This window comes from Caballeronia sp. Sq4a (assembly GCF_023170545.1).
Classification (GTDB): Bacteria; Pseudomonadota; Gammaproteobacteria; order Burkholderiales; family Burkholderiaceae; genus Caballeronia.
The window spans coordinates 257,892-277,696 of the sequence record NZ_CP084251.1; the positions used below are offsets into that span (position 1 = coordinate 257,892).

The 19,805-nt window shown below is 62.4% G+C and carries 14 protein-coding genes and 1 pseudogene; 10 read left to right on the top strand and 5 right to left on the bottom strand.

Annotated features, from left to right (window positions below):
• Nucleotides 1–9 precede the first annotated feature (9 nt).
• From LDZ24_RS15110 to catA, 3 genes are read left to right on the top strand one after another with little or no spacing between them, the layout of a single operon-like run.
• The gene (locus tag LDZ24_RS15110; RefSeq protein WP_248323030.1) at nucleotides 10–1,140 is read left to right on the top strand and encodes a muconate/chloromuconate family cycloisomerase; all 1,131 of its coding nucleotides are present in this window, start codon (nucleotides 10–12) and stop codon (nucleotides 1,138–1,140) included.
• 13 nt (nucleotides 1,141–1,153) lie between these two features.
• Entirely contained in the window at nucleotides 1,154–1,444 is a 291-nt protein-coding gene (catC, locus tag LDZ24_RS15115) for a muconolactone Delta-isomerase (protein ID WP_175942180.1), read from the top strand.
• 40 nt (nucleotides 1,445–1,484) lie between these two features.
• Nucleotides 1,485–2,420: a catechol 1,2-dioxygenase gene (catA, locus tag LDZ24_RS15120; RefSeq protein ID WP_248323031.1), complete on the top strand. Its 936-nt coding sequence runs from the start codon at nucleotides 1,485–1,487 to the stop codon at nucleotides 2,418–2,420.
• Nucleotides 2,421–2,459: 39 nt separating this feature from the next.
• Here catA and LDZ24_RS15125 read toward each other — a convergent pair whose 3' ends face one another.
• Nucleotides 2,460–3,497 carry a LacI family DNA-binding transcriptional regulator gene (locus tag LDZ24_RS15125; RefSeq protein ID WP_248323032.1) on the bottom strand — a complete coding sequence of 346 codons (1,038 nt, stop codon included), beginning with the start codon at nucleotides 3,495–3,497 and terminating at the stop codon, nucleotides 2,460–2,462.
• Nucleotides 3,498–3,700: 203 nt separating this feature from the next.
• Here LDZ24_RS15125 and LDZ24_RS15130 point away from each other — a divergent pair, with 203 nt between their 5' ends.
• Nucleotides 3,701–5,101 (top strand): MFS transporter, encoded by a 1,401-nt coding sequence (locus LDZ24_RS15130; RefSeq protein ID WP_248323033.1) that lies wholly within the window; start codon nucleotides 3,701–3,703, stop codon nucleotides 5,099–5,101.
• Nucleotides 5,102–5,204: 103 nt separating this feature from the next.
• The gene (gudD, locus tag LDZ24_RS15135; RefSeq protein WP_371747446.1) at nucleotides 5,205–6,548 is read left to right on the top strand and encodes a glucarate dehydratase; all 1,344 of its coding nucleotides are present in this window, start codon (nucleotides 5,205–5,207) and stop codon (nucleotides 6,546–6,548) included.
• A 50-nt stretch (nucleotides 6,549–6,598) separates the two neighbouring features.
• Here gudD and hmpA read toward each other — a convergent pair whose 3' ends face one another.
• The 3 genes and pseudogenes from hmpA to LDZ24_RS15150 all read right to left on the bottom strand — a co-directional run.
• The gene (hmpA, locus tag LDZ24_RS15140) at nucleotides 6,599–7,813 is read right to left on the bottom strand and encodes an NO-inducible flavohemoprotein (RefSeq protein WP_248323035.1); all 1,215 of its coding nucleotides are present in this window, start codon (nucleotides 7,811–7,813) and stop codon (nucleotides 6,599–6,601) included.
• 117 nt (nucleotides 7,814–7,930) lie between these two features.
• On the bottom strand, nucleotides 7,931–9,817 hold the full coding sequence (locus LDZ24_RS15145) for a bifunctional diguanylate cyclase/phosphodiesterase (protein ID WP_248323036.1): 1,887 nt from the start codon (nucleotides 9,815–9,817) through the stop codon (nucleotides 7,931–7,933).
• Between the two features lie 55 nt (nucleotides 9,818–9,872).
• Nucleotides 9,873–11,450 (bottom strand): annotated as a pseudogene (locus LDZ24_RS15150) (methyl-accepting chemotaxis protein); the annotation flags it as partial.
• A gap of 318 nt (nucleotides 11,451–11,768) precedes the next feature.
• Between LDZ24_RS15150 and LDZ24_RS15155 the strand changes: the two are divergent.
• Nucleotides 11,769–12,878: a GAF domain-containing protein gene (locus tag LDZ24_RS15155; protein WP_248323037.1), complete on the top strand. Its 1,110-nt coding sequence runs from the start codon at nucleotides 11,769–11,771 to the stop codon at nucleotides 12,876–12,878.
• Between the two features lie 12 nt (nucleotides 12,879–12,890).
• On the opposite strand, the gene LDZ24_RS15160 is transcribed toward LDZ24_RS15155, so the two are convergent.
• On the bottom strand, nucleotides 12,891–13,529 hold the full coding sequence (locus LDZ24_RS15160; protein WP_248323038.1) for a LysE family translocator: 639 nt from the start codon (nucleotides 13,527–13,529) through the stop codon (nucleotides 12,891–12,893).
• Between the two features lie 241 nt (nucleotides 13,530–13,770).
• On the opposite strand from LDZ24_RS15160, the gene LDZ24_RS15165 reads away from it, so the two are divergent.
• The 4 genes from LDZ24_RS15165 to LDZ24_RS15180 all read left to right on the top strand — a co-directional run bounded on the left by LDZ24_RS15165 (nucleotide 13,771) and on the right by LDZ24_RS15180 (nucleotide 19,719).
• Nucleotides 13,771–14,805: an acetylserotonin O-methyltransferase gene (locus tag LDZ24_RS15165; protein WP_248323039.1), complete on the top strand. Its 1,035-nt coding sequence runs from the start codon at nucleotides 13,771–13,773 to the stop codon at nucleotides 14,803–14,805.
• 255 nt (nucleotides 14,806–15,060) lie between these two features.
• The gene (locus LDZ24_RS15170; protein ID WP_248323040.1) at nucleotides 15,061–17,229 is read left to right on the top strand and encodes a hybrid sensor histidine kinase/response regulator; all 2,169 of its coding nucleotides are present in this window, start codon (nucleotides 15,061–15,063) and stop codon (nucleotides 17,227–17,229) included.
• 164 nt (nucleotides 17,230–17,393) lie between these two features.
• A complete protein-coding gene (locus LDZ24_RS15175; protein ID WP_248323041.1) occupies nucleotides 17,394–18,089 on the top strand; it encodes a phosphatase PAP2 family protein in 696 nt (231 codons plus the stop codon).
• A 538-nt stretch (nucleotides 18,090–18,627) separates the two neighbouring features.
• Entirely contained in the window at nucleotides 18,628–19,719 is a 1,092-nt protein-coding gene (locus LDZ24_RS15180; RefSeq protein WP_248323042.1) for a lipopolysaccharide biosynthesis protein, read from the top strand.
• Nucleotides 19,720–19,805: the final 86 nt, after the last annotated feature.

A 19,805-nucleotide genomic window follows, 5' to 3' on the forward strand; every position in this document is an offset into this window, starting at 1 on the left:
ATGATTCGTATGACTAACATCGAACGCATAGAAACGCGCCTGGTCGACTTACCGACGATACGCCCGCACAAGCTCTCCGTCGCCACGATGCACGGGCAGACGCTGATGCTCGTCAAAGTGTTTTGCAGCGATGGCGTCGTCGGCATCGGCGAAGGCGCGACCATCGCGGGCATGGCCTATGGGCCGGAAAGTCCCGAGTCCATGAAACTGGCAGTCGATGCTTACCTCGCGCCGGCTGCTATCGGCCGCGACGCGACGCGCATACAGGCGTTGATGGCGCATCTCGGCAAGCTCGTGAAGCTGAATCACTTCGCCAAGAGCGCGCTGGAAACGGCGTTGCTCGATGCGCACGGCAAGCGCCTCGGCGTGCCGGTGAGCGAACTGCTCGGCGGCCGCCGCCGTGATCGTCTGCCGGTCGCATGGACGCTGGCTTCGGGCGATACGGCGCGCGATATCGCGGAAGCCCACACGATGCTCGAAACGCGACGCCACAATATCTTCAAGCTGAAGATCGGCGCCAAGGCGATCGAGGACGACATCGCGCACGTCGCGGCAATCAAGCGCGAACTGGGCGATGCCGCGGCCGTGCGCGTCGACGTCAACATGGCGTGGAGCGAGACGCAGGCGGCGCGCGCCATTCCCGCGCTCGCGGATGCAGGCTGCGAGCTCGTCGAGCAACCCGTTGCATCGCCCGCAGCGATGGCACGCCTCACGCGCCGTTTCCCGGTTGCATTGATGGCGGATGAAATACTTCAAGGCCCGGACACCGCGTTCGAGATTGCGAAGAACGATGGCGCTGACGTATTCGCCATCAAGATCGAGCAGAGCGGCGGCCTCTTCGCGGCGCAGCGCGTGGCCGCTATTGCCGATGCCGCCGGCATCGAACTGTATGGCGGCACGATGCTCGAAGGCGCGTTCAGCACGGTCGCATCGGCGCATGTGTTCTCGACCTTTGCAAACTTGCAGTGGGGCACCGAGCTATTCGGCCCCTTGCTCATGACCGAGGAAATCTTGACGAAACCGCTGGAATACCGCGATTTCGAACTGACCGTACCCGACGGCCCGGGCCTCGGCATTGAACTGAACGAAGCCGTGGTCGAGCGCTTCACGCGCGATGGCCTCATGAAAGTCACCCGTTGAGAGGACGAGAGCGATGCTGTTCCATGTTCGAATGGATGTGAATATTCCGGCTGACATGCCCGCGCATGTCGCCGACGAGATCAAGGCGCGAGAAAAGGCCTATTCGCAGGGGCTTCAGCGCAGCGGCAAGTGGCGTCACATCTGGCGTCTTGCCGGAGAGTACGCCAATTTCAGCATCTTCGATGTCGAAAGCAATGCCGAGCTGCACGACATTCTCACTGCGTTGCCGCTCTTCCCCTACATGAAGATTTCGGTGACGCCGTTGTGTCGCCATCCGTCGTCCGTGAGAGACGACGACGCTTGAGCATCAAAGCCAAATTCCCATACGAACGGAGACATGAATCATGAGCGTCAAGGTATTTCAGAGCGAGGAAGTGCAAGGCTTGCTGAAGGCGGCGGCGAATCTCGCGGGCGAGGGCGGCAATGCGCGTGCGAAGCAAATCACGCATCGCTTGCTGAGTGATTTGTTCAAGGCGATCGACGATCTCGACATGACGCCCGATGAGATCTGGGCCGGCGTCAATTATCTGAACAAGCTCGGTCAGGACGGGGAGGCGGCGCTGCTGGCGGCGGGCCTCGGACTCGAGAAGTACCTCGACATTCGCATGGATGCCGAAGACCGCGAGGCGGACCTGAACGGCGGCACGCCGCGCACCATCGAAGGTCCGCTGTACGTGGCCGGCGCGCCGGTGCGCGATGGCGTGGCGAAGATCGACCTCGACGCGGATGAGAACGCGGGTCCGCTCGTCATTCGCGGCACGGTCACGGGACCGGATGGCAAGCCGCTCGCGAACGCTCTGGTCGAATGCTGGCATGCCAATTCGAAGGGCTTCTATTCGCACTTCGATCCGACTGGCGCACAGAGCGACTTCAATCTGCGCGGCGCGGTAAAGACGGATAGCGAGGGCAAGTACGAATTCCGCACGCTGATGCCAGTGGGATACGGCTGCCCGCCGCAAGGTTCCACGCAGCATTTGCTCAACGCGCTCGGCCGACATGGCAATCGCCCCGCGCATGTTCACTTCTTCGTGACTGCGGACAACTGCCGCAAGCTGACGACGCAGATCAATATCGAAGGCGATCCGTTGATATGGGACGACTTCGCCTATGCCACGCGCGAAGACCTGATTCCGCATGTCGTCGAAAAAACGGGCGGCAAAGAGCTGGGCCTGAAGGCCGACGACTATAAGGAAATCGAGTTCGACTTCAGGCTGACGCCGCTCGTTCACGGCAAGGACAATCAGATCGTGCAGCGAAGCCGCGCATCGGTCGAGGCCTGACGCTGGCCGGTTCGCCAATGAGTGCTTGCGGCCTGAACGTCAAGCGCTCTCGCGGTCGATGATCGTGAACCCCGTGTCGACCCTCAGTGCCGGTTGCGCGGGGTGCCTTCCGTCCAGCCTGTTCACGAGCGCGTCGGCCGCCAGTCTGCCGATCGACGCGCCGTCGATGCGCACCGTCGACAGCGAAGGATGGACATGCGCCGCGGTGCTGAGATCGCCGAAGCCCATCACGGCTACGTCGCGAGGAATGGCGATGCCGCGCTTCGCCGCCTCGGCGAGAATGCCCTGCGCGAGCGTATCCGTGCTGCACACGATGACCTCGGGCAAGCCGCGGTCCAGCAGTCGAGCGAACCCTTCGCGCCCGGTCTGAAGCGTGGCCGGAGCGGGCAGCACCTCGATCGGTACGTCGTCGGTTCCGTGGCGCTTCAGTTCATCGATTAGGCTCATGCTTCGCCGCACGCCGCGCGGATCGTCAGCAGACAACACCGCGAACCGCCGATAGCCCTTCGCCAGCAGATGGCGCGCGACTTCGACGCCGACTGCCTCGTGCGAGAAGCCGATCAGCATGTCGATAGGGTCGTCGGTCAGGTCCCATATTTCGATGATCGGCACCTTCGTCCTGCGCAGCCGTTCTCGCGTGAGCGGCGAATGCTCGGTGCCGGTTAGAACGATGGCGTCGGGCCGTCGCCCGAGCAGGGTTTCGACAAGCTGCTCCTCGCGCTCCGGAAGATAGTCGGTAAGGCCGAGCAACGTTTGATAGCCGGCAGGCGCGAGCGTCGCCATCAGGCTCTGAACCATGTCCGTGAAGATCGACGTGGCAATGGTCGGCAACAGCAGGGCGATCAGATGGCTCTTGTTCGTCGCGAGCGCGCCCGCCAGCAGGTTCGGCACGTAGCCGGTGGCGCGCACGGCATCCATCACGCGCTGGCGGGTTTCCTCGCGAACGAGTTCGGGGCGCTTGAGCGCGCGCGAGACGGTCATTGCGGTGACGCCCGCCAGACGCGCGACGTCTTCCAGCGTCACGCTGTCGTTGGCTTCTGTCGAACCGAGCGTCGCCGGCGCGTAGCTCTCTTCCATTCGAGTCCCCTAGTTTCGCTCGATTGTAGCCTCAGAGGCACACGTCCGAACGATCGTCGAAATAAGACGTCGTATCTCCACGCAACGGGAAAACCCGGATTTCGGCGATGTTTGCGCTAACATATGCTTCGATAACGATGAGTCATCGCACAACTTAGCCGGAGACGACGATGGAGCGAGGCATACAACGGACTGCGACTTCGATGGCCGCGGACGAACTGGGCGAACGAGCGGCCAGCGTGGACAGTCAGGCTTCGAGCTACGCGGGGCGCAGCAAGGCGCGGTTCCTGATCGTCTTCATGCTCTTTCTCGTCACGACGATCAACTACGCGGACCGCGCGACCATCTCCATCACCGGTTCGTCCATCCAGAAAGCGCTGCACATCTCGCCGGTCGAGATGGGCTATATCTTCTCGTCGTTCGCGTGGGCCTATGTGATCGCGCAGATTCCGAGCGGCTGGCTGCTGGACCGCTTCGGGTCAAAGCGCGTCTACGCATTCAGCATTTTCTTCTGGTCGTTGCTCACGGCAGTTCAGGGCTTCGTTGCCGCATTGCCGGTCGGCGTCGCGTTCGCCACGCTTTTCCTGATGCGCTTTCTCGTCGGCGCGGCGGAAGCGCCCGCGTTTCCGGGCAACGCGCGCCTGACGGCGACGTGGTTCCCGACGGCCGAGCGCGGCACGGCATCGGCCATGTTCAATTCGGCGCAGTACTTCGCGACCGTGCTCTTCTCGCCGATCATGGGCTGGATCACGCACGCTTACGGCTGGCCGCATGTCTTCTATGCGATGGGCGCGCTCGGCATGCTCGTCGCCGGCCTGTGGTTGAAGACCATCTACGCGCCGCGTCAGCATCCGCTCGCGAACGAGGCCGAGATTCGCTATATCGCCGACAACGGCGCGATGGTCGATCTCGAAGACCGGCAAGTGGCGAAGGAGCGCCGCGCCGCGCAAAGCCATACGCATACGCAGAACGGCAGCACGCATAGCCGTCATGCGCTCGCGCAATTGCTGAAGAGCCGCATGATGCTCGGCGTGTTCATCGCGCAGTACTGCATCACCACGCTCACGTATTTCTTCCTGACCTGGTTCCCGATCTATCTCGTGCAGGAACGGCATATGTCGATTCTGAAAGCGGGCGTGGTCGCATCCATTCCGGCCATCGCCGGTTTTCTCGGCGGTCTGCTGGGCGGCGTGGTGTCGGACCGGCTGATGAAGCACGGCTTCTCGACGAGCACCGCGCGCAAGGTGCCGATCGTCGTCGGCCTGCTGCTTTCGACCTGCATGATCGCGTGCAACTACGTCGATAATCAGTGGCTCGTGATCGGCATCATGGCGGCGGCGTTTTTCGGCAAGGGCATCGGCGCGCTCGGCTGGGCCGTCGTATCCGACACCGCGCCGAAGCAGGCGAGCGGCCTGTGCGCGGCGCTCTTCAACACCTTCGGCAATACGGCGGGCATCACGACACCTATCGTTATCGGCTATCTCGTGCAGGGAACCGGCTCGTTCGCGGCGGCGCTCGTCTTCGTGAGCGCGAATGCGTTGATTGCGATCGTCTGCTACGTGTTCGTCGTCGGCAAGATCGAACGCTTCCAGCTCGCCGAATGAACGCATGGAATAGGCATAAAGTTAGGAAACCGAAGCAAGCCGCCGTCGGATTCACACGACGCGCGCAGTGTTCAAATCAACCGATGGAATTTTGCATATGTCCATGACTTCGACTCGCGTCAACGCGACGCCCACCGTTACAGAATTGCGCGTGATTCCCGTTGCGGGGCGCGACAGCATGCTGATGAACCTGTCGGGCGCGCATGCGCCGTTTTTCACGCGCAATATCGTGATTCTCACGGACAGCGCGGGCAATACGGGCGTCGGCGAAGTGCCGGGCGGCGAGAACATCCGCAAGACCATCGACGACGCGCGTGCGCTTGTCGTGGGCCAGTCCATCGGCAACATGCAGGCAGTGCTCAATCGCGTGCGCACGCAGTTCGCCGACCGCGATGCGGGCGGTCGCGGCCTGCAAACCTTCGATCTGCGCACGACCATCCACGCTGTCACTGCGCTGGAAGCGGCATTGCTCGATCTGCTCGGACAGCATCTCGGCGTGCCGGTCGCGGCGCTGCTCGGCGAAGGCCAGCAACGCGACGAAGTGGAGATGCTCGGCTATCTGTTCTATATCGGCGATCGCAATCGCACTGATCTGCCTTACGCATCCGGCGAGGACGGCAAGGACGACTGGGAGCGCTTGCGCACCGAAGTCGCGCTGACGCCGGAAGCGGTGGTGCGTCTTGCGGAAGCGGCGCAGGCGCGTTACGGGTTCAACGACTTCAAGCTGAAAGGCGGCGTGCTCGCCGGCGATGCGGAGATCGAGGCCGTGACGGCGCTCGCCGAACGTTTCCCGGATGCGCGCGTGACGCTCGATCCCAACGGCGCATGGTCGCTCGCGGAAGCCATTCGCCTGTGCCGCGATCAGCACGACGTGCTGGCCTACGCGGAAGACCCGTGCGGCGCGGAGAACGGCTATTCGGGCCGCGAAGTGATGGCCGAGTTCCGCCGCGCGACGGGCCTGCCGACTGCGACGAACATGATCGCGACGGACTGGCGTCAGATGGGCCACGCCATTCAACTGCAATCGGTGGATATTCCGCTCGCCGATCCGCACTTCTGGACGATGCAAGGCTCCGTGCGCGTGGCGCAGATGTGCAACGACTGGGGCCTCACATGGGGCTCGCATTCGAATAATCACTTCGACGTTTCGCTCGCGATGTTCACGCATGTCGCGGCCGCCGCGCCGGGCAAGATCACGGCGATCGACACGCACTGGATCTGGCAGGACGGCCAGCGTCTGACGCGCGATCCGCTGCAAATCGTCGGCGGCAAGGTGAAGGTGCCGAGCACGCCAGGCCTCGGCGTCGAACTGGATATAGACGAGATCGAGAAGGCCCACGCGCTGTATCAGCAGCACGGCCTCGGCGCGCGCGATGACGGCATCGCCATGCAATATCTCATCCCGAACTGGAAGTTCGACAACAAGCGGCCCTGCCTCGTGCGTTGAAGCGAGTCATCGAAGCGTACCAATGAAGCGCACGGCGCGCGCGCCGTGCGTCACTCCGCAAAGAGATCGGGGCCGAAGACTTCATAGTGGATTCGCGCCTCGTCGATGCCTAGCCTGCGCAGCGCGTCGTGCTGCAAGCGCATGAACGGGATCGGGCCGCAGATGTAGTAATCGGCTTCGGGAAGCAGGATCTCGTCCTTCAGGCCATCTAGGTCGATGAAACCGCGCCGGTCGTAGTCTTCGCCTTCGACATCGGTAGGCAAGGGGTCGTCGTAATAGATCACTGCCTTGAAGTTCGGCTGGGTCGCAGCCGTTTGCTTCAGCCGGTCGCGCATGGCATGCACCGCGCTATTGCGCGCGCCGTGCACGAATACCACTTGCCTGTGCGGGTTCTGAATCGCACGCTTGAGCATGCTGACCATCGGCGTGAGACCTACGCCGCCGCTGATCAGCACGATCGGCGTCGTTGCATCGACGTCGATATGGAACGTGCCGTATGGCGCGGCGATCAATATCTCGTCGCCCACTTCCACATGACGATGCAGCAGCGACGACACATAGCCGGGTGGCCGCGCGGCGTCGCCGTCTTCGCGCTTCACGGAAATGCGATACGTCCGCCCGTTCGGCATGTCGGAGAGACTGTACTGGCGTATCTGACGCAGCTTGAGCGCGGGCACGTCGACCGCGACGCTGACATATTGCCCGGGCTCGAAATTCATGACGGGCTGACCGTCGGCGGGTTCGAGAACGAATGAAGTAATCACGCTGCTGTCGGGGCGCTTCTCTTTCACGATGAACGGCCGCCAGCCTGTCCAGCCGCCCGCGGCCTCGGACGACTTTTCGCGCAGCGCCTTCTCCATGGCGATCAGCACATCGGCAAGGTTCTGATAAGCCTGTGCCCACGCGCCGATGATCTCGTCGGTCGCGGCATCGCCCAACACGTCCTTGATCGCGCCGAGCAGATGTTCGCCGACGATCGGATAGTGCTCGGGCCGCACGTCGAGGCTCGCATGCTTGTTCGATATGTTGCGAAGCACGGCCGCGAGGCTTTCAGGATTCTCGATGTTCTCCGCATACGCATAGACGGCGCGCGCCAGCGCCGTCTGCTGCTCGCCTTGCTCCTGGTGCGCCATGTTGAAAACGTTCTTCAGTTCCGGGTGCGCTTCGAATAGCCGGATATAGAAGCGTTTGATGATGGGCAATCCGTGCTCGGCGAGCACAGGCGCGGTCGCCTTGACGATGTCCTTCGTCTCTTGACTGAGCATCGCGGTACCTCCTGTCGATCGTTCGTCCACTTAGCGTGAGCAACCGTCGTACCGCAAGAGGGAAGGGAAGACGTCCGGTAGGTTTGGCGTGGGAGTGACGTCGGCGCCACCACCACATTAAACGGCGGTGCAATCGCGCAAATACGCATCCACGCTGGCCGCCGGCATCGGCCTGGCGAAGTAATAGCCCTGAATGGCCGCGCCGCCCAGTTCGCGCACGATCCGCAACTGGTCCGTCGTCTCGACGCCTTCGATGATGCATGTCACGCCGAGGTCGTGACACAACGTGATGAGCGATCGCACGATGTTTCTGCTTCGCGGATTCGCCCCGATATCGCTGATAAAGCTCTTGTCGATCTTCAGCTTGTTGATGGGCAATGCGTGCACATAGCTGAGGCTCGAATAGCCGGTGCCGAAGTCGTCGAGCGAGATGCGAACGCCGACGCCCTGAAGCAGCGCCATGTTCGCGTTCGTCTGCGCGAAGCTATGCATCAGCGCGGTCTCCGTCAGTTCGATCGCGATGCGTTGCGGCGACACGCGGCTTGCCTGAATGATCTCGATGAGCCGGCGCGTACGCGCTTCGCTCGCGATATCGTACGGCGAGACGTTGAAGGAAAGGTCCACGTCCTCCGGCCAAAGCTCGGCAGCGGCAAGCGACTTTTGCAACAGAATGGGCGTGAGATCCGCGATGATGCCCGCCTGCTCCGCCACCGAAATGAACGTGCCCGGCGGCACCGCGCCCAGCACGGGACTCTGCCAGCGCGCGAGGCTTTCGAGCGCGAGCGTGCGGTTCGTCGATGCATCCACGATAGGCTGGAACACCGGATAGAACTCGTCGGCAAGGTTCGCGCTGCGCAACGCCTGCTCGACCGCGCCTTGCTCTTTCAACAGTCGCTCGTGTTCCAGCGAGAACATGACCGAGCGCGAACGGCCCGAACGCTTCGCATGATAGAGCGCGTAGTCCGCGCGTTCGTAGAGCAGATCGGCCGTCGCCGCGGCGCGCGGATACATCGCGAAGCCGATCGAGCATCCGACCGATGTCACGAGGCTGCCGACCGCGATGGGCCTGCCCACCGCCTGAATGATCGCATCGGCGGCTGCCTGCAGCGAGGCTTCGTCCGCATCCACGACGATGAATGCGAACTCGTCGCCGCCCACGCGTGCTAGCAACGCGGCGTCGGTCGTCATGCGTTCGATGCGCCTCGCGATTTGCGCGAGCACGTGGTCGCCGACGCGGTGTCCGTGCGTGTCGTTGACGGGCTTGAAGCCGTCGAGATCCACGACGCCCACCGCCACCGTGCGCTTCGTCGCGGCGGCATTCGCAATGGACGACTGCAGCTCCTCGAAGAACTGCCGGCGGTTCGGCAGACCCGTGAGCATGTCGAGGTTCGCGAGCCGCACGTTCTCCTTGCTCAATGCCGCTGTTTCGGCCTCCGAACGAATCAGGCTCGCGAAGTCGCGCTGATAGCCGAACATGACATAGCTCATTAGCGCGACGGTGATCGCGATGTCGACCGCCGATGCCGTCGCGCCGATATCGTCCATGCTCAGCATGAAGCCGAGGAACGGCAGCATCATCGCGAAGGCGACGAGCGCCGCCGCCGCGCGCAGATGCATCAGGCAGAAGAAGCCCGCCATCGTCGATGCCACGATCTGCATCAGGATGAAGTACTTCGCGTGAACGTCGGCGTATTCGAACAGCATCACGTCCACGCCCATTGCGAAGAGGGCGCTCACGATCAGCACGGTCGTCGCGCGGGCGAGATGGCGGCTCGCTTCGGCGTCGGTCACGTCGTCATGGCGATGCACGACCCACCACCAGCCGCGCCAGACGAGCAGCACGACGAAGATCGACGGCATGCCGAGCGCAAGCCACGCCGGCGCGCGCTGACCGAACACGACCATCACCGACAGCATCGTGACGACGAGCGATGCATAGAACGGCGGAATCTTCGCTGCAAACGACCGGAACTGCGCGGTGGCGACGCCGGGCAAAGTCTTCATCTCATGGGGCACGACTTCCTCTCAGTGGCTGTCTTCGCGCGCCGCGCGTTGGTCATGCCGCAGCGTGTTCGATGCGGAACTGCGACACCGTCTGCGAAAGATGACGCCCCTGATGATCCAGCGCCTGCGACGCCGCAGCCGCTTGCTCGACGAGCGCGGCGTTCTGCTGCGTCACGCGGTCCATCTGCGAGATCGCCTGATTGACCTGCTCGATGCCGCGGCTCTGTTCGCCCGTCGCCGCCGCGATCTCGTCCATGATGTCCGACACGCGGCGCACCGCGGTCATCACGTCGCTCATCGTCGTGCCTGCGTCCTGCGCCAGCGCGAAGCCCGCTTCCACCTTCGCCACCGACGCGCCGATCAGTTCCTTGATCTCCTTCGCCGCATGCGACGAGCGTTGCGCGAGCGAGCGCACTTCCGACGCCACCACTGCAAAGCCGCGCCCCTGTTCGCCCGCGCGCGCGGCTTCGACTGCCGCGTTCAGCGCAAGAATGTTGGTCTGGAACGCAATGCCTTCGATGATGCCGATGATGTCCGCGATCTTCGTCGAGCTCTCGCTGATCGCCGTCATGGTTTCGACGACGCGCGTCACCACGGCATTGCCTTGTTGCGCCACATGCGACGCGTTGCTCGACAGCGTGCTCGCCTGCTGTGCGTTGTCGGCGTTCTGGCGGACCGTCGAAGTCAGCTCTTCCATGCTGGCCGCCGTCTCCTGCAGCGACGACGCCTGCTCTTCCGTGCGCGCCGACAAGTCGGCATTGCCCGAGGCAATCTGCATGGAACCGGTCGCGATGCTGTCGGCGGCGGTCCGCACTTCGGCAATCAACGTGACGAGGCTCTTCTGCATCGCGTCCATCGACGAAAGCACGCTGCCCGCCGGCACCGCGCGAGTCATCGCGACGGGGCTCAGATCGCCCGACGCCACGCGCTGTGTGATTTCCTTGAGCGTCGCCGGCTCGGTGCCGAGCGCGCGCGTCAGGCCGCGCGTGATGATGACGCCCGCTGCCACCGCAGCCGCTACCGCCGCGAGGCAAATGGCGATGAGGATGGCCCGCTGCGTCGCGAAGTGTTCATGAGCCTCGGCCACGAGCGTCTCGGCGCGCTCGTGCGTGTAAGCGGAATAGGCGTTGGTGGCGTTCACGAGCGCGGCCAGCAACGGGCGGCAGTCCTCGTTGATCTTGCGCACGGCTTCCTCTTGACGGTGCTCGGTCGCGAGATTGACGATCGCCTGGGCGACCGGCGCATACAGCGCTTCGATGCGATTGATCTCGGCGACGAGCGAGCGCGCCTTCTCGGTCGTGTCGGTCGCCGACGCGATCATCGCGTCGAGTTTGGCGAGGCGCGCGGAGACATCGGCTTGCGCCTGCGCTTCGGCGGCCTTTTCCAGCTCGAAATCGGCAGGCGTCGTGACCAGCGCCATGTTGCGCGCGGCGATCGCGCGCCGGTCCACTGCCTGACGCACCTGTTCGCCCAGCGCCGCGCGGGTGTTGATGCCTTCGACAAAGCCGAAGAAGCGTTGATTCGCGTCGCCGAGCGCGGTGATGGACACCGCTGATACGATCAGGACGACAGCCGTTAGCAGCGAGAATGACAAGGCCAGTTTTGCCTTGACCGACATGGTTTTGAGGTTCATAGCGTGTTTTGTGTGTTCGCCGTGGTCTTCGGCGCCGCAGGCGTTGTGCGCCTACGTCATTTATAGAGACTTCCGTTTTTACCAGTTGTCGACGTCTTGTCAAAGCCAACGATGCCAGCCATAATTACCATGTGAAGAAGAAAGGCGTGGTAATTGCGACCGAAGACCGAAAAAGACAGCGAAATGGCGTATTAAGCGTAGATTTAACGGACAAATCGCGCAAGCGAAAACTTCCATTTCTATCGATTTCGGCGATTGTGCTTTCATCTGAAGGTAGCTATCGTTTGCGCCTCGTTCGCGCTTTACCGTAAGGACCGCATGACAAAGGAAGACGATCCCATTCTCACCACGCGCGACGTCGCGGCCCGGCTCGGCGTTTCGGTGAAGACAGCGCAAACGTGGATCGAGCAGGGGCAAATCGAATCGTGGAAAACGCCGGGCGGACATCGGCGCGTGCGCGCGAGCGCGGTCCACGCGTTGCGCGAGCAACTCGGCAACCGGCGGCCCGCATCGAATCAAACGGAGAGCGCCGTGGCGCTCGTCGTCGCGTCGGAAGCCGCGTTGCCGTCGTACATGGAAGCGGCCGCGGCCGCGGGGCTGCGCGCCATCGGCCAGAGCGACCCGCTCAACGCGATGCTCGACGCGGGCATCGCCATGCCCGGCGTGATCGCGGTCGAACTGATGCGCGGGGACTGGGAGCGCCTGTCGATGTGCCGGCGGCTGCTGCATTCGCGCGATTTGGCGCATATGCGCATGCTTCTCGTCACCGACATGCCCGCCGCGCGACTCGAAGCGGACCTGGGCGGCCTGTCGCGCATTGCGTTGCTGCCGGCGCCCGCCGACAAGCCCGCTTTTGCCGCTGCGCTCGTCGCGTGTCTGTCGCTCGCGCCTGCGCGCGAACAGGACGCGTTGCCGTATCCGGTCGCGGCGAACGAAGCCGCGCGCCTGCGGGCGGTCGAGCGCACGGGACTCGTCGATTCGGCGAACGACTCGGAGTTCGACGAGGTCGTGCAACTCACAGCGGAAACCCTGCGCGTGCCGATCAGCCTCATCACGCTGCTGACGCCGGACCGCCAATGGTTCAAGGCGCGCTGGGGGCTCAACGCGCATGAGACGCCGCGCTCGTGGGCGTTCTGCAACTTCACGGTCATGCAGAACGATGCGTTCGTGGTGGAAGACGCGACGGCCGATCCGCGCTTCGAAGCGAATCCGCTCGTCACTGACGAGCCGCGCATTCGCTTCTACGCCGGAGCACCGTTGCGCGACGCGGAGGGCAACGCGCTCGGCGCGCTATGCGCCATCGACCGGCAGCCGCGCGTCATGGACGCCACGCAGAAGCGGCGCCTCGTCAATCTGGCGGCGCTTGCATCGAACCGCATTGCGCTCGTCACGCGCAAACGGCTGGATCGCTGGAACAGGGGCGCGTGAGCTCGCGGTAGTTCAGACGCGCGACATCAGCAAGCGGATGCCCGCTGCGCCGAAGACCAACGCGAGGCACGCATCGAGATAGCGCTGCATGCGCGCGTACAGGCGGCGCGGCGCTGGCATCGAGAACAAGACCGCATAGCCGCCGAAGACGCTCATGCCGATGCACAGGCACCCCGCGACCACAGTCAGCGTGTGCGTCGGCGGCGTTGCGGTGGATGAGCCGAGCGCGGCGACGGACATCCACACGAGAATGGCTTTCGGGTTCGTGAGATGCAACAGCGCGCCGCGCGCATAGAGCCGTCGCGCGTCGGATACCGAAGCATGTCGCGAAGCGGCGCGCAGGGGCGGACGCCATGCCGCGCGAGCCGACTTCGACGCGAGCCACAGCAGATACGCCCCGCCGCACATCTTCAGTGCGATAAGGAAGCCGGAATAGGCGGCGAGCGCCGCCGACAGCCCGAGCGCGGCGAGCACCGCCCACGTCAACGAGCCGGACATGACGCCCGCCGCGAACGCCAGCGCTGCGCGCCTGCCGGACGTGCTCGCGATGGACATGATCGCCAGATTGCTCGGCCCGGGGCTGGCCGTTCCTACGAAGTAGGCCGACCAGGCGAGCAAAAGGTTGGCGTCGATGAAGGTCTGTGTGGTCATGGCGAATGTCTCTCGTCGGTCCGCCCGAGTGTTCCGCAGGCGGTACCTGTCTGAACAGAGACAATCCGTTGCGGCCGGCACGGGCCAGTTCGGGGCAGTCGGGCTGCGATGCCTGCGCGCTCTGCGCGGCGGCCCACATACGTCGCTTGATCCGGGACGACGCAGCGCCTACAGTGGACGCTGTGCTTTCAGCCGGCCTTAGCACCCCTTACGTTATTCCTCATTGAACGAAGGATGCGATATGAACAAGGCGCCGTCGCCCGTCACCACCGATCAGCCTTCTCCCGAGAGGCTTCTACAAATAGGCATGGGCTTCTGGGCGTCGAAGACGCTGCTGTCCGCGGTCGAACTCGGTGTCTTCACGCAACTGGCGTCCGGTCCGCGAGAAGGGGCGCAACTGGCGAAAGCCCTCGGACTGCATCCACGGGCAGCGAGCGACTTCCTCGATGCTCTCGTCGCGCTAGGCTTGCTCGACCGCGAAGGCACCCTCTACAGCAACAAGGCCGACACGGATCTCTTTCTCGACAGGTCCAAGCCTTGTTATGTCGGCGGATTGCTGGAGATGGCGAACGCGCGGCTCTATCCGTTCTGGGGCGCGCTGACCGAAGCGCTCGTGACCGGTCTGCCGCAGAACGAAGCGAAGCGCGGCGGCAATCCGTTCGACGCGATCTATCACGATCAGGCGTCGTTGCGCGGCTTCCTTCAGGGCATGACCGGCGTGAGCCTCGGTACCGCTCGCGCCATTGCCCAAAAGTTTTCCTGGGGCGATTACAGCACGTTCATCGATATCGGCGCGGCGCAGGGCGCGCTGCCCGTGCAAGTGGCGATGGCGCATCCGCATCTGACGGGTGGCGGCTTCGACTTGCCGGCCGTTGGTCCGGTATTCGAGGAGTACGTCGCTGCGCACGGCCTGAGCGACCGGCTACGCTTCTATCCGGGCGACTTCTTCAAGGACGATTGCCCGTCGGCGGATGTGCTCGTCATGGGGCACATCCTGCACGACTGGGCGCTGCCGCAAAAGCTCGAACTCCTCGGCAAATGCCATGCGGCGTTGCCGCCGGGCGGCGCGCTTATCGTCTACGACGCGGTCATCGACGACGAGCGCCGCGAGAATGCGTTCGGCTTGCTGATGAGCCTCAACATGCTGATCGAGACGCCGGGCGGCTTCGATTACACCGGCGCGCAATGCCGCGAGTGGATGGAGCAGACCGGCTTTAGCAACATACGCGTCGAGCATCTCGTCGGGCCCGATTCCATGGTTATCGGCTATAAATGACGCCATCGCACCGTCGGGCGGGCGGTCGCTCGCACCGCGACTTCCCATCCGGCGCCTTCAGCGCGTTACACGCGCTTCCCGCGCAATTCAGTGCTCGCCAGGCAGCCATCCGCCGCTGCATCGCTCTTGCTCGCAGATAAGGTCCGACTGCTGAAATCGCTATATAGTCGGAACATCGAGGCGTTTTCTCTCGACGGTATCCTGTGACGTGCGTGACCCGAACTCACGCGCGTCTGTGCAAGGACGGATTGCACAATGGACGAAGAAGACGAAGTCTCTCTGGAGCTACCGCCTCCGCATCGGAACTTTGCGGCGACGCGTGCGATCATCGTCCTTCTCGCGGTCATGTCGGTACTCGGCCCTCTTGTTTGCGTGAGCGGCTACGCCTGGTTCGATTACCATCGCAGGCTATCCGAAGCATTCGACCAAGTGGACCGCCTGACGCGAGTCGCCGAAGAGCAGGCCGCGACCGTGCAAGGTCTCAACGCGGAAGTGCTCGACCGTATCGACGAACTCATGGACGACCAGAGACCGGACTGGATCGCCCGCGAGGAAAAGACTGTTCATGAATCGCTCAACGCGATAGTCGGCCGCTTTCCACAGATTGCGAGCGCCGCGGTCTACAGCGCAACCGGACAGTTGCTTGCGAGTAGCCGCTTCTACCCGGTTCCCAATGTGTCGATCAGCGGAAGCGAAACGCTACAGGCGGCATCGCATGCGCGAGGGGAACCTCATATCTCGCTGGCGCAACCCGGCTTCCTCACCGGTAGCAACGTGTTCACGGTAAGCACTTCATGGGTCGATAAAGAGGGCAGGTCGCTCGGCGTATTGTCTATCGCGCTACGACAACAGTACTTTCTCGACTTCTACCGCGAACTGACTGGTGATGAGCCTTTCGTCCTGATCGGCCTGTATCGCGCTGATGGCGGAATCTTGGCCCGCTTCCCGAATTCGCGGCCTCAAGCGACGTCGGCGGCGGATTCCGGCATCAAGCATGCGATGAAAGAGAACGCGCGGTTCGGGCATCTGCTTTCGGTTTCCCCGGTCGATGGGCGCGAACGAGTGCTCGCTTACCGGCGCGTGGGCGGCTATCCGATGTATGTCCTGGCGGGCATCGAGACCGCTTCCATTGCCGCGAAATGGCGCGCCAATCTGCTCGCCATCACCACCATATTGCTGGTTCCTTGCGTCGTCGTATGGGTGCTGCTCTGGATGTCGTTACGAAGGCTCGGCGAAGAAGAAATAGCGTGGCACAAGTGGCATGCCGAAGTCAGCCGGCGCGTGTCCGCCGAAGAATCGAACCGGCAACTGCGGCGCATGGGCGCGCTCGGTAATCTCGTCGCCAATGTCGCGCATGACTTCAACAATCTCTTGATGGTCGTGAACGCGAACGTGGAGCTCGCGCGACGCAAGCACTACACGAATCTCGAGAAGGAAGTGTTGGCGGTGCAGCATGCGGCGAAAGGCGCGCAAGGACTCGCGCGTCGCCTGATGAGCGTGGCGCGCAAGCAGCCGGTAAAGCTCGAGTGCCTGAATGTTTGCGAATGGCTCGAGTCCATGCGTGATCTCATCGAGACGTCGTTGGGCGAACAGGTCGAGTTGGACCTTCAACTGACGAGTCGAAGAGACGGCGTGATGGTCGATCCTGTGGAGCTCGAAGCGGCCGTCATCAATCTCTGCGTCAACGCGAAAGACGCCATGCCCGACGGTGGCAAATTCACTGTGCGATGCGAATCCATCACGCTATCGGAACAGACATTCGACATGCCGCCCGGCGATTATGTTCTCCTCCGCTTCACCGATACCGGCAAAGGCATGACCGATGCCGTGCTGCGCCGCGCATTCGAGCCGCTCTTCACCACGAAGGCGAAAGGAGCCGGCACCGGGCTGGGACTGGCGCAAGTCATGGCGACATGCGAGCAGTCGGGCGGCACCGCGCGCATAGAGAGCGCGCCGGATCGCGGGACGACGATCAGCATTTACCTTCCGCGTATCGAGGGCGAAGAAGGCTGCGCGGAGGCCGCTGCCGAGCCGGTTCAAGAGGAGCCGGCTGACGTACTGGCTTCGGGCGTGAGCGTGCTTCTAGTGGAAGACAACCAGAGCGTCGCCGATGGCATTGCCGCGGTGCTCGATGTGTTCGGCTGCAACGTGCGCCATGAGTTGACGGCCGACAGTGCGATCGCACTGCTGGAAAGCGGATATCACGCTGACCTCGTGCTCTCCGATGTTCAGATGCCCGGCAAGCTGGACGGACTCGACCTCGCCGAGTACGTGCGGGACCGTTGGCCGGATCAGATGATCGCGCTCATGACCGGCTATGCGCAGGAATTGAGGCGCGCATCCGAAGCGGATGTTGTTATCCTTGCCAAACCATTCGACATCAACGAATTGCGATCGGTTGTGAAGAACTGCGTGCGCAGTTGATTTGAGCCATGCGTCGTGGAGGAACGCGGGGTAAATCAACGCATAAGACACAGGGTCTCTGCCGTCCACGCATGACGGCGATAAGCGCTTCATAAGCTCCAGCGTCGGAGCATGCGTTGACGCTCATGTCGAATAACTATTAGAACGTACGGAGACGGAACTGCGTGAACGCTTTCGACTCATCGATTCAAATCTGGCTGCTGCATATCCTTCCTTCGTCGGGCCTGTTCGTTCACGCGGCCGGCGTGGTGGCGGAATTCTATTTGTTCAAGGGGCTCGTTCCGCTCGCTATTCTGTGGGCGATCTGGTTCAAAGAGGGCAGTACGTTGAGCTACCGTCGGGAGATGGTGGTCGCGATCGTGTTGTCCGCGCTGCTTGCCTTCGCCGTCGGACGCCTTCTCGCACTCATTCTGCCGTTCCGGCTCCGGCCGATGTATATCCCGAGCTTTGTTTCCATCTTTCCGGATGCGAGCCACGCGAGCAATCATCTGCGACTATGGAGTTCATTTCCTAGCGACCACGCAGCACTGTGGATGTCAGTTGCGGTGGGCATCTTCCTCGTGTGGAAATGGATCGGTGTGCTGGCCGTTCTGCAATGCCTCCTGTTGATCTGCCTGCCTCGCGTTTATGTCGGCCTTCACTATCCCTCCGATGTCGTTGCAGGCGCGCTGATCGGTACGGCTGCCGTCATTCTGATGACCCGCGATCCGATCAGGACGCGATTCGCCCCGCGTATCGTGAACTGGATGCAGCGACGACCGGGCACGGCGGCTATGCTCGCTTTCCTTTTCTTCTTCGAACTCGCCACGATGTTCGATGAGCCGCGACTGCTTGCGATCGCTTTGCACAGAATGCTTTAGGGCATCGGCGAACGTCCTTAGGTCTGCTATAGCGTCGGACATCTATTCATACGAATACTCAATAACCCTAATAGCCGCGGCTGCATAGACCATCAAAGCGACAAGCCGTGTCCCGCTGGCAAAAATACCCGTTTCGGAAGTTTCTTCCTGCTGAATGATTTCAGACGAATTTTTTTCTGAAATGTATGTTTACAGCCATCTCATTAGACGATAACCTTGCTTCCGTGCTGACCGATTCGGAAAAGGATGCCTTAAACGAAGCGGTTCACAGCATGAGTCGGTAAGTAATACCCTGAACCAGTTTTGCATCGGTGACCATCCGCAGCACGGTCATCGGCCTTCCTCGGCAGGCAATCGTTTGCTGGCATTAACGCCAGCGCGATAGGAACCAGGCACAGCTCGACGGCCGGTTCAACGCAGTGCGACCGAACCGGTTCCCCAGTTAAGCGAAATACGTTCTTGGTCGTCGGCATGACATGTCGGCAACCTACATAAACTCTGCGAGCGAATGCTCGCTCCTTAGTACTGCCAAGTGATCATGAACAACAATCAAGCTACGCAATCCCTGAACTTCCTCGCCAAATCCAAAGCTGCAACGTTCGCAGCCGCAGTGGTCCTGAGCGCGATGCTCGCGGCCTGCGGCGGCGGCGGTGAAGCTGCTGTCGATGCCGCAATCAACAAGTCCGCCGATCTGCCCGAGGCGACCGATAAGGCAGCGACCACCGGCTCGATCTTCTATGGCGTGAACGGCCACATCACGAACGGCGGCGCGTATGACAGCACCGCGTACGCAACGCAGCTCGCCCAGCTTCAGAACCTCGGCGTGAAGATCTACCGCAACGACGTCTACAGCCAGGCTTCGGCGAAGGTTGTCGCTACGGTCGCGAAGACGTTCGCCGCAGGCGGCGTGCAGGTTTATCCGGTGATCATGCTTGGCCTGAACTACAACAGCGAGCAGGCGGCCTACAACGCCGGCTACACGCTCGGCCAGCAGACGGCGCAAACGTACAACTACACGTACTACGAAGTGGGCAATGAGATGGAAGCCCGCACGCTCGCCGGCAACTATGACGGCAACGTCTGGAACCACTACAGCAATCAGCCGTTCACCATCGCTCGCGGCGCGATCCGCGGCATGATCGCCGGCGTGAAGTCGGTCAACAGTTCGGCGAAGATCATCGTCGACGGTACGTGGAAGCACACCGCGTTCTTCCAGATGCTGGCAGACGGCTCGCAGCCGGACGGCACGCATGGTCACCCGACCGTCAGCTGGGACATCACGGCGTGGCACTGGTACTCGGACCAGGGCGACATGACTCGCGCCTGCGGCAATACGGGCTGTCACGACGTGCTCGGCGTACTTCAGTCGATGGGCAAGCCGATCTGGATCAACGAATACGGCGTTCGTCCCACCTACGGCACCTATTCGTCGATTGCGTCGTACATGACCGGCAACCTGATGATGCAGCAGTTCTACAACAACGCAGCCAAGTACAACATTCAATCGATTCAGGCTTTCGAGATGTATGACGACAGCGAAGGCGCGTACGGCTTGATGCAGAGCGACGGCAAGACGCAGAAGCCGGCTTTCACGGCGGTCAAGAACTTCATTGCAACTCACCCGAAGTAAGCAGTCGAAAAAGGGCCTCCGGGCCCTTTTTTCACGTTGTTTCGTGCAAGTCCCGGTATCTCAAGTCCTTGCCGCTGGTTATGATG